Source organism: Alteromonas sp. AWQ4_252 (genome assembly GCF_056158205.1).
In genome coordinates this window covers 1,421,767-1,436,040 of record NZ_JBSWSV010000001.1, presented here as the reverse complement: position 1 = coordinate 1,436,040, position 14,274 = coordinate 1,421,767, and the positions used below count along the sequence as shown (strand labels likewise).

General features: G+C 46.9%; 11 protein-coding genes. 4 read left to right on the top strand and 7 right to left on the bottom strand.

From position 1 onward, the window contains the following. Positions 1-76 precede the first annotated feature (76 nt). From ACXACM_RS06235 to ACXACM_RS06220, 4 genes are all read right to left on the bottom strand, one after another. Positions 77-751: a 3'-5' exonuclease gene (locus tag ACXACM_RS06235; RefSeq protein ID WP_474820518.1), complete on the bottom strand. Its 675-nt coding sequence runs from the start codon at positions 749-751 to the stop codon at positions 77-79. A 1-nt stretch (position 752) separates the two neighbouring features. Further along, positions 753-2,585, bottom strand: coding sequence for a DUF294 nucleotidyltransferase-like domain-containing protein (locus ACXACM_RS06230; protein WP_474820517.1), 1,833 nt, complete (start codon positions 2,583-2,585; stop codon positions 753-755). A gap of 96 nt (positions 2,586-2,681) precedes the next feature. Beyond that, positions 2,682-4,406, bottom strand: coding sequence for a sodium:solute symporter family protein (locus tag ACXACM_RS06225; RefSeq protein WP_474820516.1), 1,725 nt, complete (start codon positions 4,404-4,406; stop codon positions 2,682-2,684). 3 nt (positions 4,407-4,409) lie between these two features. Next, positions 4,410-4,676, bottom strand: coding sequence for a DUF4212 domain-containing protein (locus tag ACXACM_RS06220; protein WP_474820514.1), 267 nt, complete (start codon positions 4,674-4,676; stop codon positions 4,410-4,412). A 253-nt stretch (positions 4,677-4,929) separates the two neighbouring features. Here ACXACM_RS06220 and ACXACM_RS06215 point away from each other — a divergent pair, with 253 nt between their 5' ends. Next, positions 4,930-8,367 carry a PAS domain-containing hybrid sensor histidine kinase/response regulator gene (locus ACXACM_RS06215; RefSeq protein ID WP_474820513.1) on the top strand — a complete coding sequence of 1,146 codons (3,438 nt, stop codon included), beginning with the start codon at positions 4,930-4,932 and terminating at the stop codon, positions 8,365-8,367. Here ACXACM_RS06215 and ACXACM_RS06210 read toward each other — a convergent pair. Beyond that, the gene (locus ACXACM_RS06210) at positions 8,345-8,986 is read right to left on the bottom strand and encodes a mechanosensitive ion channel domain-containing protein (RefSeq protein WP_474820512.1); all 642 of its coding nucleotides are present in this window, start codon (positions 8,984-8,986) and stop codon (positions 8,345-8,347) included. The genes ACXACM_RS06215 and ACXACM_RS06210 overlap by 23 nt on opposite strands. A 178-nt stretch (positions 8,987-9,164) precedes the next feature. On the opposite strand from ACXACM_RS06210, the gene rimK reads away from it, so the two are divergent. The 3 genes from rimK to ACXACM_RS06195 are packed head-to-tail and all read left to right on the top strand — an operon-like array spanning position 9,165 to position 11,557. Continuing rightward, complete coding sequence (gene rimK / locus ACXACM_RS06205; protein ID WP_474820510.1) at positions 9,165-10,070, top strand: 30S ribosomal protein S6--L-glutamate ligase; 906 nt, start codon at positions 9,165-9,167, stop codon at positions 10,068-10,070. After that, entirely contained in the window at positions 10,070-11,104 is a 1,035-nt protein-coding gene (locus tag ACXACM_RS06200; protein WP_474820509.1) for a succinylglutamate desuccinylase/aspartoacylase family protein, read from the top strand. Before rimK ends, ACXACM_RS06200 begins: the two co-directional genes overlap by 1 nt. 9 nt (positions 11,105-11,113) lie before the next feature. Next, positions 11,114-11,557, top strand: a complete 444-nt coding sequence (locus ACXACM_RS06195) for an ATP-dependent zinc protease family protein (protein ID WP_474820508.1) — start codon at positions 11,114-11,116, stop codon at positions 11,555-11,557. 29 nt (positions 11,558-11,586) lie between these two features. Here ACXACM_RS06195 and ACXACM_RS06190 read toward each other — a convergent pair whose 3' ends face one another. Together ACXACM_RS06190 and acs are read right to left on the bottom strand one after the other, a co-directional pair. After that, complete coding sequence (locus tag ACXACM_RS06190) at positions 11,587-12,228, bottom strand: response regulator (protein ID WP_474820506.1); 642 nt, start codon at positions 12,226-12,228, stop codon at positions 11,587-11,589. Positions 12,229-12,240: 12 nt separating this feature from the next. Next, the gene (gene acs / locus ACXACM_RS06185; RefSeq protein ID WP_474820505.1) at positions 12,241-14,187 is read right to left on the bottom strand and encodes an acetate--CoA ligase; all 1,947 of its coding nucleotides are present in this window, start codon (positions 14,185-14,187) and stop codon (positions 12,241-12,243) included. Positions 14,188-14,274 lie beyond the last annotated feature (87 nt).

Here is a 14,274-nt window from a genome sequence, read left to right as displayed (position 1 = left end):
AAACCAGGGTTAGGAGCCCTGCCTTGTTGTGGGAGCGCAATTTACGGGTTATCTGTTGTTTTGTCAATTCCCTTGGTCAACTTTTTTCCATTTTTCTATAGCCAACAGCATGAGTATGCAACAAATCACCTATACTCACCTTCTCACACCCATTGAGCACATGATTCTGCGCCATCCAAAGTTGAATTGTGGCCATAGCATCGTCTAACGCGTTGTGCGCTGGCGCTGCTGGTAAGCCCAGTCGCTGGCGGCATACTGATAAGGTAGCGCTGTTTGGTGGCAACACTTCCTGATATTTTTTTAACTGATACACAGCGAGTTTAAGGGTATCCAGGTACAGCACAGGCGGACAGTGAACACCTGTATCTTCGAAGGCGCGTTGTAAAACTGCCAAATCCAGGTGTGCATTGTGAAAGACCCAAATATGGGAGTCGGCATAGGTTACCAAATGCTTAAGCACTTCCCGAATGTGCTCGCCATCGGCTATATGTTCTTGAATCAAACCATGAATAACCGGGCTTTGAGCTACATCTCCAGTCGCCCTTACAACAGAATAATAACAGCTATCTAACCGGATACTTTGCCCTTTCCCTTCTACCCATCCTATTGATGTCACTTTCGCACTTGCCCAGTCCAACGAGGTTAGCTCTAGATCTATAGCCAATAAGGGCGTTTCATGTAGTGATAGTCGTTTTTTTTCGGTAGGGAATTTACCAAACAAATTACCAAACAGACGAAGAATAGCAGACACGTTAGCTCATCCCGCCGGAAAAATGCATTACCGCACCTTGCTGCGCCCTGTCTATCGCTTTGAACGCAGCTTTTAGTTGGTGCTTTTCAATAGACGATAAGTCGGACACCCGAATACGGTTATCCGTTACATTATTAGTGAGTTGATGACGCCAGCGTAACCTGTTCAAAAATAGCCAAATATCACGCAGGTTTTGGGCGTCTCTGGTCGACAAACCCGCTCCGGCAGGTAACGCAGCTAATCGGGATAAGGTCGCCGGCATTGTCAGTCCACTTGCCAGGGCATAAATGCGAGCTAAATTATTGATGATCGCGACGGCTTTTACTTTCAGATCAATGGAATCTTTATGCTGATACCCTTTTTCATAAACAAACTTCTGAAACATCGATAGCGGCACAGTTACATCATTGTTGTGACGGGCTAGAGCAGCCAGAAAGATTTTTTGCTTTAACAATGGCGCCCTTAGCCGCTGCAAGCTACGAAATAGGTCGCTATCACCCGCAGCACAACGAGCGTCCAGGAAGATATTAAAATGCATGATAGCGGTGGGTGTTGGCTGCCTGACCCATTCCTTCGCTTCTTTTTCAGCCTGTTCCAGCGACAGCCGTAATGCTGAATTCGAAGCCATAATATTTCCGTCACACAGTTTGATCCCGCATTTGGCCAAACCATTACAAACATAGTCTGCCAGGGCACTAAAATATTCTGCCTCTTTATCATTGGGCGTTTTTTCCAGCAGTAATCCGTTGTCTTGATCCGACCCCATCGTTTGATCTTCCCTTGCCTGGGATCCATAAACCACCCAACTGTACTTCATCGGCGCAGCGCCGTTTTCACGCTGATAAAAATAAATTAGTTTCCGGGTCATAATGTCCGTTGCCTGAGACAGCACTTTCCCAGCGATATCAAAGTCCCCCAGCCGCTTGGCGTGAGTAGCAAAGTAGTGCGGCATTTGCCATGATAAACGGGTAAGTTCATATAAATTATCCGCTTTTGCCAATTCACCAATGATAAATAGCACATTACCTCGCTGGTGCCTTACCACGTCTGACGCGGTAATCATCCCTAACGGTTTTCTGCTATTGCGATCTACCACCGGTAAATGGTGAATATTGCGCTCAGTCATTAATGCCATAGCATCAAACATAGTCCGATACTGGTGTATCATAGCCGGTGAGCTGGTCATGATGTCGGCCACAGGTAAGTTGGTATCCGTCGCCTTAGCGACAACCCGGTTACGCATATCCCGATCGGTTACAATACCGACTAATTTGTCATTTCCGGTTATTAACAATGAAGAGACTTTGCTTTCACTCATAATGCTGGCAGCCTCGCGAATGGTCACCCACTCTGACGCCTGAACCGGTGTACCGGAAATAATTTCATGGAGGGCTTTGTACAACCACATGGAGTTAGAATCATTTACCGCCTGATTCTGTAATCCATCAGTGCGAGCACAGTGAAAGAAGTCTCCCACCACCGGCATATCCATAGCGCGGTAGAAAGCATCTGCAGTAAAGCAAAATATCAGACCCGGCTTGTCCACACTTACTGTCAGAGGATAGACAACTTTATCAATTAACTGATGGTAACCGAAATAATCGCCTTCACTGAGATGTCGTTCTGCCGCATCGGAGTCTTTTACTGAGAATTGACCATTTTGAATAAGAAAAAGCCGGCCTTCATTTTCCTTTAATAGCTCGCTCTTGTTTTCTTCAGTGAGATAGATCAGGGTGGCCTGTTTAGCAAGTTCGCTCATGTCGTCGTCACCTAGCTTGTCAAAAGGCGCTGACGTTTTAAGAAAATCAACCACCTGCTGTGGTAACACGCTCATAAGTACACCTACTTAAATATCTTTTGTGGTGATAAACGACAAGAGGCTCATCGCGGGGATAAGCCTCTACTTTGGTCAAGATTGCAAAAGTTGCTATCAGTGAGCAGACGCCTCTCCTGCCCCTTTGGGATAACGAATATCCTCAACCATTTGTTGGATCTCATCCGGTGCTTCACCCGTCATCTTAAATACTACGAATGCCACCAGGAAATTTACCACCATGCCCAAGGTACCAATACCTTCAGGTGAGATACCAAACCACCAGTTATCTGGCGTATTGGCTGCAGGATTTACGAACTTGAAGTAAATGATGTATGCCGCAGTGAATGCAATACCTGCAATCATGCCTGACACAGCGCCTACTCCGTTCATGCGTTTACTGAAGATCCCCATTATTATAGCCGGGAAGAAGCTCGATGCAGCCAGACCAAAGGCGAACGCAACCACCTGTGCTACAAACCCTGGCGGATTGATGCCAAAATATCCCGCAATCACAATGGCGACACCAGCGGCAAGACGGGCGTAGAACAACTCAGCTTTATCAGTGATATTCGGCGCAAAGTTTCGCTTCAATAAGTCGTGAGACACAGAGGTAGAAATAACCAGCAGCAAGCCCGCTGATGTTGAAAGTGCGGCAGCCACGCCACCAGCGGCAACGAGTGCAATCACCCACGCTGGCAAATTAGCAATTTCCGGGTTCGCCAACACCATGATATCTCTATCCACTTTCACTTCATTTTTGCTTGCTGGGTCATCGATACTGCCCGCAGCATAGAACATTTTACCATCGCCGTTTTTGTCTTTAATGGTAATGAGGCCCGTTTTCTCCCAGTTCTTGATCCATTCCGGACGTTCAGAGATTTCAGTTCCGGCCAAATCAGGGCCATTGATAGTTTCAATCATATTCACCCGGCCGAATGAGGCCAGTGCAGGTGCTGTTGTGTAAAGTATTGCAATGAACAGTAACGCCCAGCCTGCTGACTTACGTGCGTCACGTACTTTCGGCACGGTGAAGAAACGCACGATAACGTGGGGTAATCCTGCCGTACCTACCATCAGTGCAAAGGTAATAAAGAACACATCAATGGTACTTTTCGAGCCATTAGTATATTCATTAAAGCCAAGCTCGACGGAAAGGTTATCCAGTTTTTCAAGCATGTACATACCTGAGCCATCTGCTAATGTGGCACCGAATGCGGTTTGCGGCAGTATGTGCCCGGTAACCATCATGGATATAAACACAACCGGAACAAGATAAGCGAAAATGAGTACGCAATACTGCGCAACTTGAGTATAGGTAATACCTTTCATTCCACCTAAAACGGTATAGAAGAAAACAATGGCCATACCAATAACCACACCGGTTACGATGTCAACTTCCAGGAAACGGCTGAATACTACGCCTACGCCGCGCATTTGACCTGCTACATAGGTAAAACAAACGAAGATGGCACAGAATACTGCAACCGTTCTCGCTGTTTGGGAGTAGTAGCGGTCTCCGATGAAATCCGGTACAGTAAATTTACCGAATTTGCGTAGATATGGAGCAAGACATAAGGCGAGTAAGACGTAGCCGCCCGTCCATCCCATAAGATAAACAGCGCCATCGTAGCCCATAAAGGAAATTAAACCTGCCATGGAGATAAATGATGCAGCGGACATCCAGTCAGCTGCGGTTGCCATACCGTTCATGATTGGAGGAACACCGCCTCCGGCAACGTAAAAATCATTCGTAGACCCTGCGCGGGCCCAGATAGCTATTGCTATGTATAATGCGAAAGAAGCACCAACAATGATAAAGGTTAATAATTGAACATCCATGGTTTACTCCTCGTCGACACCGTATTTTTTGTCCATTGCGTTCATTTTCGCCATGTAGACAAATATCAGCGCAACAAACACGTAAATTGAGCCTTGTTGTGCAAACCAGAAACCCAATTTAAAACCAAAGAATTGAATCGTGTTAAGTGCATCGACAAACAAAATGCCAGCGCCAAACGACACAACAAACCAAACCACCAACAATTTGGCGAGGAGGGAGAGGTTTTCCTTCCAATATGCCTTCTTGTCGTCTTCATTCTTAAATGCCATCTTTCCGTCCTCTTGTCAGGTTAAGCAGATGTTCTTTTTTTACATTTGTATAACGACTGTTTTTTTCCCGTTTTTTTCATTAAAGCGAACTATTCACCTGCTGAATCAAAACGCGCAAAAACCTGCCGAGACTCACTTTTTCTATACTCTAGACGGGGTAAGGCATTCGAGAAATGAGACCATGGTCGTAGGTCAAGAAATAATCAGGAGCGTATAATGAACGCCAAATTGTTAAGGGAATGTATATAAAGCAATGACTTTCGCATGGGTTTCACTGGCACTGATTTATCTGTTCACCCTGTTTTATATTGCCAGTTGGGGAGATAAAAATTCACCTACCGCCAGATGGTTGACTTCTCACCCTGCTATCTACTCTTTGGCGCTGGCTATTTATTGTACTGCCTGGACGTTTTTTGGCGCGGTGGGACAGGCTAGTCGTGACACCTGGATCTATCTGCCAATATTGCTAGGCCCGGTGTTGGTGTACGTCCTGGGCTACCGGTTTATCTATAAGCTCACATTAGTGAGTAAAAAGCAGCACATTACCACCATTGCTGATTTCATTGCATCACGTTACGGCAAACGGCAAGGCGTAGCCCTTTTGGTTACGCTAATTGCGCTACTGGCCACCATTCCTTACATCGCCTTGCAATTAAAAGCTATTGGATCAACTTTCCAGCTATTAACGCAGCAGCCAAACAGCCATTTAATCATCATTGTTGCTACCAGTTTTATTGCTATTTTCGCCATTTATTTCGGAACCAAACAAACCGATGTTACCGAATATCGTCGTGGGCTTATGCTGGCGATTTCCTTTGAATCGACGATAAAACTGATCGCCCTGTTGCTGGTTGCTTTTGTGGGTTACGCTGCCTGGAAAGCAATGGAAAACCCTCCTCAGTACAATCGCTTTTTTACCAAGCAAGCGCTGTCTCAATTTGGATCATACTCTTTCATAGCACAAACAATCATGGCGGCAGCCGCGGTTGTTTGTTTGCCCCGCCAGTTCCACGTGGCAATTATTGATAACCTTAGCCTGAATCATCTTAAGACTGCACGATGGCTATTCCCGCTCTACCTGGTGATAACTGCAACGGTGATCCCTGTTATTGCTATAGCTGGAAATGCTATTTTTGCAGGCCAAAACGTAGAACCCGATACCTACGTGCTTTCCATGGCAATATATTCAGAGTCGTTGATAATTCAGATAATCGTGTTTGCCGGGGGGCTTTCTGCTGCCACTGCAATGATTATTGTCGCCACATTAACGCTGAGCACCATGCTCACTAACGATGTTATTTTGCCCCGCGTATTACTTTTTAAACCTGGTGGTCCCCGTCATAAAGACTACGGCAGACGCATTCGCCTTATTCGCCGTATTGTCATCGCTATCATTTTACTGCTGGCATTTTTCTACCACCAGCAAATGACGAACAGCCGCTCATTGCATTCCATCGGATTGATCGCTTTTTCATTGGTGATCCAGCTTATTCCAGCCGTAATTGGTGGCTTATATTGGAAGCGTGCTCACGCAAACGGCGTTTATGCTGGTTTGGTTGTCGGCTTATTTACGTGGGTATTATGGTTAATTCTGCCCCTAATAAACGGTGCGCCTACCACCGCTGTGCAGAGCGAGCAAATCAGTCAGGGGGCGCTACTTAGTTTAGCGATGAACTTCATAGCCTACGTGGGGTTCTCTATTTTCGCTCCCGCCAGGTTGGTTGACAGAATTCAGGCTGAAGCGTTTGTATCCCCCACCAATGTACGAAGCGATGCGGTTCGCAGGAACAACACTCATGTTACAGTTTCAGATCTGATCACCCTCCTCTCGACCTTTATGGGCACAGGTCGTTGCGAGCAGCTTATTGAAGAATATCAGAACCTTAATCATCGTCAGATAGATAGAACCAGTACCCCGGACGATGAGTTTTTAGCCTTCTGTGAGCGAGCACTAGGGGGGGTAATTGGCGCTGCCAGTGCAAAAGCACTCATCGATTCCATTTTGAAAGGGAAAAAGCTCGACTTTACTGAGATTATTAATTTTTTTGATGATACTACCCAAGCCATGCAGTTCAATATGACCGCCTTGTTAACGTCATTAGAGAACATGGACCAGGGAATTAGTGTAATTGATAAACACCTTAATCTCGTGGCATGGAATAAGCGATATTCCACCCTGTATAGCTACCCTGACGGCATGCTTACTGTAGGCACGCCGATAGAAAAGCTAGTACGCTACAATGCGCAAAAAGGCGAATTTGGCCCCGGAGACCCAGAGAAGCAAGTCGAAAAAAGGCTTGAACACTTGCGGTCCGGCACACCCCATCGTTTTACCCGTCAACGCCATGATGGGCGGGTCATTGAAATGGTCGGCAACCCATTGCCCGGCGGCGGTTTTGTAACCAGTTTTAATGACATTACCGGTCACATTGAAATTCAACAGGCTCTGGAAGAATCGAATGTCGATCTGGAAGCCAGAATTAAGAAACGTACGGAAGAAGTTCACTCAATAAATGCGGAGCTTAGGCTTGAAATTGAACGTCGTTCTGAAGCGGAAAAAGAATTGATCCGCGCGCGAAAAGCGGCCGAAGATGCCAACGCCAGTAAAACCCGTTTCCTCGCCCTCGCCAGTCATGATGTCTTGCAACCACTTAACGCAGCCAAGCTGTATGTTACAGCCCTCCAGGAAGCTGAGTTGTCAGGTTCAGTAAACGAAATTATTACCAAACTGGCACACTCAGTCTCGTCCAGTGAAGCCCTTATAGGTACCCTTTTAGATATTGCGCGCTTGGATCAAGGTGAGCTTAAACCATCAATAGAAGCCATACACATACCCACTTTGCTCAAACCATTAATTGATGAAATGAGAATGCAAGCGAAAGAAAAAGGCCTTCTGTTGCGCACGCGTATCAGAGACTGCTGGGTCTTGGCAGACAAAACATTTCTCTACAGAATTGTGCAAAACCTACTTTCTAATGCGGTGAAATACACTGACAGCGGCAAAGTTTTACTTACCGTTCGCCCTAGGAAAGACCGTGTTTTGGTGCAAGTCAGAGACACGGGTATTGGCATTTCTGAAGAGCAGCAAGGGATGATTTTCAGTGATTTTTATCGTACTCACGACTCTACAGAACACGGTGTCGGTCTGGGCTTAGGCGTTGTTCGCCGTCTAGGTCAACAGATGCAAAGCAAAATTTCCGTGTCTTCTACACCGGGTAGAGGCAGTCGTTTTACGCTGGAAGTGGGTAAAGCCGCAACCCGCCGCCAGGTTCTTCAGGAAACCCCTTCCAGGTTGTCGTCCTTTATGGGTCTTCGGGTGTTATGCGTAGACGACCAGCAGGAAAACCTGGATGCACTTCAAACTCTCCTGGAAAAATGGGGAATAACCGTTGTGCTAGCAACCAACTGGGACGATGCGTTAAAGCAGGCCGATATCTTCGCGCCCCAGATTTTGTTAATGGACTACCAACTTGATGCTGAAAAGAACGGCCTCGATCTTATCGAAGCTATCCGCCAGCATCTGAATATTGTGGTGCCAGCCTCGTTAGTAACGGCGAACCACGAAGATGAACTCATCGCGCAGTGCAAAGAGCAAGGTGTAAATTACCTGACAAAACCTTTGAAGCCCGCCAAATTAAGGGCGTTACTGCAGAGCTTGTCTCGCCACATTAAGGACGGGAAGAAGGGGTAACTTCCTCAGACAATGTGTCTTTTTTGTCTGACTCGGTTGGGGCAGGAGGCGGCTGAGCACTGTTCGCTGTCACTTTACCAAGTGTTCCCCATTTACCCTTTGGATTGACCAGAACCGGCCGGGTTAAGAGCAGGTTATTGGGGTAGAGCACGGTTTCTCTATCTTGGGTTACCAAGCGGGTATTGAACAGGTTGATATCTGCAATATAGCCTTCAATAAAGTTATCGCCGTCGAGTATTCGCACATAATTTCCCCGGCGATAGGTGACATTAGTGAGCAAAATGAAATAAGCAGTAACGTTACTAATAAGCGACCAGTTGGCAAACAACGCCACGCCAAGTAACGTGAGTATAGACGTGGAAAGTACCAGTAAACCGGAGAAATCTACTCCCCAGGCCAGCAGAATTAGTGCCAGTGTCACTGTACCGCTTAAGATGCGAGCAGTAAAAAGGCCCTTCATGGCACTTGATGACTTCAGCTTGCTTTTTTCTACATTTTTTTCGAGACGAGGTATCGCAAAACGCGTCATGATCACATAAAGAAAAAACATCAGAACAGTCCAGATGACATTTGTCTGATATTCGATGAACCAAGCGCTAATTTGTTGCAGCCATTGCATGCATGACACCCTGATAAAAGTTGGATTGTTTAGAGAAAGAAGCAGGAATATTGAGCGTTCAATAAAAGATCGCTTTGTGTTCAAACGCGGGTAATATAATATCCACTCACTCCCTGCTTTGTCACGTTTTTAACGCGGTCGTGACAGCAAAATTACTCTGTTAAGGTCTATTGCCGTTATGCGTATTGCCATTTTGTCCCGCAATCCCAAGCTATATTCAACGCGCCGTCTCAAAGAAGCTGGTATCGAGAAAGGTCACGAGGTTGACATTATCGACACCATGCATTGTTACATGGACATAACCAGTGCCAAGCCATCAGTGCGCTACAAAGGGAAAAGACTCCCTTTCTACGACGCCGTTATTCCCCGTATAGGAGCTTCTGTGAGCTTTTACGGAACGTCCGTCGTTCGCCAGTTTGAAATGATGGGAACCTACAGTATCAATGAGTCTGTGGCAATTAGCCGCTCAAGGGATAAATTGCGATCTTTACAGTTGTTATCTCGCAAAGGGATTGGCATGCCAAGAACCGGCTTCGCACATCATCCGGACAAAATCGACGACCTGATTAAAAATGTTGGCGGCGCTCCTGTTGTCATCAAGCTATTGGAAGGCACCCAGGGTATCGGCGTTGTACTCGCTGACACACAGAAAGCCGCAGAATCGATTATTGAAGCCTTTATGGGCTTAAACGCCAGTATTCTGGTGCAGGAATATATTAAGGAAGCCGGCGGCTCTGACATCCGCTGCTTTGTTGTTGGAGATAAAGTGGTTGCGGCAATGAAACGGCAAGCAGCGCCGGGAGAGTTTCGCTCCAATCTTCATCGAGGTGGGTCTGCAAGCTTAACGCGTTTATCACCGGAAGAACGTAAAACCGCTGTCGCAGCTGCTAAAACCATGGGGCTGAACTGCTGTGGTGTAGATATTCTTCGCTCTAACCATGGACCTGTGGTGATGGAAGTAAACTCCTCCCCAGGCTTAGAAGGTATTGAAACTGCGACCAAAAAAGATGTTGCCAGTATGATTATCGACTTTATCGTGAAATCAGCGAAACCTTTCAATACACGCACAAGAGGAAAAGGGTAATGGCTAACCAGCCTCTTGAAATTGGTGGCCAGCGCATTTTGCCCGGCGAAACTAAGCAAATCGAGCTCGAAATGCCGCCCCTGTATACCTCAACGAATATGAGTATTCCAGTATACGTAAAGTGCGGTAAGCGAGCAGGCCCGACGCTGTTCGTGTCAGCAGCCATTCACGGCGATGAACTCAATGGCATTGAAATAGTCGGCCGTTTAATTAATGCAAAGGCCATTGAAAAGCTCCGCGGCACCTTAATTGCGGTGCCAATGGTAAATGTTTATGGCGTCTTAAACCAATCTCGCTATCTTCCGGATCGCCGTGATTTAAATCGCAGTTTCCCCGGCAGTAAAAAAGGCTCCTTGGCCGGCCGCCTGGCTAATTTGTTTTTCAAGGAAATTGTCACCAAGTGCGATTTCGGCATAGATCTGCATACCGGGGCCATTCACCGCAGTAACCTCCCCCAAATAAGAGCAGACCTCGATGATGAGGAAGTACTTGAAATGGCAAAAGCATTTGGGGTGCCAGTACTGTTAAACGCAGATTTACGCGATGGCAGTTTACGCCAGGCTGCCAGCGAAGCCGGAGTTAAAATACTTTTGTACGAAGCGGGGCAAGCGCTGCGTTACGACGAATTTTCCATTCGCGCCGGTGTAAGAGGAATAATTAACACTATGCGCCATATCGGGATGCTTAACAAAAGCCGTACTAAAGGCCATACAATACAACGCTTTATTGCCCGGGAAAGCGGCTGGGTTCGGGCTCCTGAGAGCGGCTTTGTGCGGCATTTGGCACAACTGGGTGATCACGTGGAAAAAGGTGATCGACTCGCTACCATTTCTGATCCATTTGGAGAAGTGCTGGAAACTATATACAGCCCAATGCACGGCGTCATAGTGGGCAAGCAAAATATCCCGCTCGCACAGGAAGGCGAAGCCATTTATCACATTGGCTATTTCAACAAACCCGATTCCGTAGCAGAGCATGTAGAACTGCTACAAGACAACCTGGTACCTGATGAACCCGGATTACCGGGGCCTTAAGGAGACACGATGCAAGAGCAAAAAAAGCGATTAATTGGCGCATTGGAATATTGTGATTTACCTGAGTTAGCCATCAATGATCTCACCATCCGCGTAGATACCGGAGCCACGACATCATCGCTACACGTTGATAATATCGATGAGTTTGAAAAAGAGGGTAAATTGTGGGTGAGCTTCGATATTCACCCGGATATTCACAACGTTGACAGTATAGTGCGACGGGAAGCGCAGGTTGTAGCACAAAAGAAAGTGAAAAGTTCCACTGCTACGCTGGAACGACGCTACGTAATAGATACCGAGATTGTCATGCGTGAAGAAAGCTGGCGTATTCAACTCACACTCACTGATCGCCGGGAAATGACTTACTTGATGTTATTTGGTCGTGAGGCAATGAATGGGCGCTTCGTGGTTGACCCTGAACTCGAATTCGTACTTACGGAAAAGCGTCTCTAACTACCTTTTCGGTCAATAAGGAAAACCGCCTACTTGGGCGGTTCTAGTTCTAGCTGAGACGCGATGAGTACTGCCTGGGTGCGGTTATTAATGCCCAACTTTTTGAAAATGGCGGTGACATGTGCTTTTACCGTTGCTTCAGCAATATCAAGATTATAGCCAATTTGCTTGTTGAGCAGCCCATCACGCATATAACACAACACCTTGTACTGAGACGGCGTCAGTGTAGCGATGCGGTCAGCTAACTGCGAAAATTCATCATCTACGTTTTCTATCTTTTCACTTACCGATTCGGGCAACCAGATATCACCGTCGAGAATTGATTCTACTGCGTTGGCTATGTCACCGGAACTGGCCGTTTTAGGAATAAAGCCCAAGGCTCCCACGCCAACAATTTTAGAGATAATTGCAGCATCTTCAGTACCAGATACTACTGCAACGGGCAGCTCAGGGTAGAGCTTGCGAATGTGCAACAGGCCGAACAAATCGTTACTGCCTGGCATATGTAAATCCAGCAACAGTAAGTCGATATCCTCCTTCTCAAGAATATCAACTGTCGTGTTAAGGTCTCCGGCCTCTCGCAGCACGAGGTCGGGCAAAGTTAACGATAACGCCCCCCTTAAGGCATCCCGATACAAAGGATGGTCGTCAGCAATCAACAACGTTATCATATTTTTCCCTATTTACTTGTTTAGGCGCTCCTCTATGAGTGTATCAACTACTGATGGATCCGCCAACGTTGACGTATCGCCGAGCTGCTCGTGCTCATTAGCCGCTATCTTGCGCAAAATACGACGCATGATTTTGCCTGAACGGGTTTTCGGCAAACCTCGCGACCATTGAATCATGTCAGGTGTAGCAATGGGGCTTAATTCCTGGCGTACCCAGGCACGCAGCTCTTTTGTCAGCGCTTCATCTGGAGCAACACCTTCGTTTGGTGTTACATAAACATAAATTCCCTGGCCTTTGATATCATGAGGGAATCCCACAACAGCGGCTTCAGCCACTTTCGGGTGTGCCACCAGCGCACTTTCAATTTCTGCCGTTCCTAAGCGATGCCCGGATACATTCAATACATCATCGACGCGACCTGTGATCCAGTAATAACCATCTTCATCTCGTCTTGCACCATCTCCGGTAAAGTAAACGCCTTTATAAGCACTAAAGTAAGTACTTATAAAGCGGTCATGATCGCCATAAACTGTTCTCGCCTGACTGGGCCAACTGTCTTTTATGACCAGATTACCTTCCGCAACACCCTCAAGTTCATTACCTTCTGCGTCAAATAACGCAGGTTGAATCCCAAAAAATGGGCGTGTTGCAGATCCTGGTTTAAGCGGTGTTGCACCAGGCATGGGTGTGATCATCAAACCACCTGTTTCCGTTTGCCACCAGGTATCCATAATCGGGCAGCGACTCTCGCCCAACACCCTGTGATACCACTCCCAGGCTTCCGGATTAATAGGCTCGCCAACCGACCCCAGTAACCGTAGGGATGATAAATCGCAGCCTTCTGCAGGCTTATCACCGTGAGCCATCAGCGCACGAATAGCTGTAGGAGCAGTATAAAGACTGTTAACCTTGTACTTTTCCACTACCTGGGCAATGCGTCGGACATCCGGATACGTGGGTACACCTTCGAAAAATACCTGCGATGCGCCGTTGATAAGTGGCCCATAAACCATGTAGCTGTGCCCGGTGATCCAGCCCACATCAGCGGTACACCAGTAGACATCATCTTCACGGTAATCAAAGGCGTATTTGAATGTCATAGACGTATAAAGTAAATAACCGCCTGTGGTATGCACCACACCTTTAGGCGTACCTGTAGAACCTGATGTATAAAGAATGAATAAGGGATCTTCAGCGTTCATTACTTCTGGTTCACATTGCGCACTGCAATCTTCAACCAGGGAACTCCACCACACATCAAGGGAGTCATTAAAAGCTACGTCGCCCCCCGTAAGCTTATGCACGACAACGGCAGTTACCGAGGGGCAAGCGCCATTAGCAACCGCTTTATCGACGTTCAGTTTCAACGGTACCTGGCGACCGGCCCGGCGACCTTCATCACATGTTATAACGACTTTCGCCTTACTATCGTTAATGCGGTCAGCTATAGCGTTGGGTGAAAAGCCGCCGAAAATCACAGAGTGAACCGCACCTATTCTGGCGCAGGCTAACATAGCGTATGCAGCCTGAGGGACCATTGGCATGTAGATCGCCACGCGGTCGCCCTTCTCTACGCCAAGCTTTTTCAAACCATTGGCGAGCTTACATACTTCGTAATGCAGTTGCTGATAAGAGACTTCCTCGCTATCTTCAGGGGAATCTCCCTCCCAGAATAATGCTGTTTTCTTCCCGTTATCCCCAAGGTGGCGATCAATACAGTTGTAACTGGCATTAATTTCACCATCTTCAAACCATTTTATAGACACGTCGTCTGACCCAAAATGGGTATTTTTTACTTTGGAGGGCTTGGTATACCAATCCAGCGTACTTGCGTACTCCCCCCAAAACTCCGTGGGATCGTCAACGGAACGCTTGTACATCTGATCATACTGCTCTTTTGTCAAATGGGTTTGTTCGAGAATATTCTGTGGGACAGGATACGTCTTGCTGGCAGTCATGGATAATGCCTCCGATGTCGTGTGTAATTCATTGAAAAAATAACTGTGAAACAGGGTAGCGTTATTAATGTAAAGCAAAATGAGACT

Excerpts from the sequence above, each read along its gene's own strand:
- ACXACM_RS06195 (WP_474820508.1), top strand. The coding sequence starts at position 11,114 with ATGCAAGAGCAAAAAAAGCGATTAATTGGCGCATTGGAATATTGTGAT.
- ACXACM_RS06215 (WP_474820513.1), top strand. The coding sequence starts at position 4,930 with ATGACTTTCGCATGGGTTTCACTGGCACTGATTTATCTGTTCACCCTG.
- ACXACM_RS06225 (WP_474820516.1), bottom strand. The coding sequence starts at position 4,406 with ATGGATGTTCAATTATTAACCTTTATCATTGTTGGTGCTTCTTTCGCA.
- ACXACM_RS06210 (WP_474820512.1), bottom strand. The coding sequence starts at position 8,986 with ATGCAATGGCTGCAACAAATTAGCGCTTGGTTCATCGAATATCAGACA.
- ACXACM_RS06200 (WP_474820509.1), top strand. The coding sequence starts at position 10,070 with ATGGCTAACCAGCCTCTTGAAATTGGTGGCCAGCGCATTTTGCCCGGC.
- acs (WP_474820505.1), bottom strand. The coding sequence starts at position 14,187 with ATGACTGCCAGCAAGACGTATCCTGTCCCACAGAATATTCTCGAACAA.
- ACXACM_RS06220 (WP_474820514.1), bottom strand. The coding sequence starts at position 4,676 with ATGGCATTTAAGAATGAAGACGACAAGAAGGCATATTGGAAGGAAAAC.
- rimK (WP_474820510.1), top strand. The coding sequence starts at position 9,165 with ATGCGTATTGCCATTTTGTCCCGCAATCCCAAGCTATATTCAACGCGC.
- ACXACM_RS06230 (WP_474820517.1), bottom strand. The coding sequence starts at position 2,585 with ATGAGCGTGTTACCACAGCAGGTGGTTGATTTTCTTAAAACGTCAGCG.
- ACXACM_RS06190 (WP_474820506.1), bottom strand. The coding sequence starts at position 12,228 with ATGATAACGTTGTTGATTGCTGACGACCATCCTTTGTATCGGGATGCC.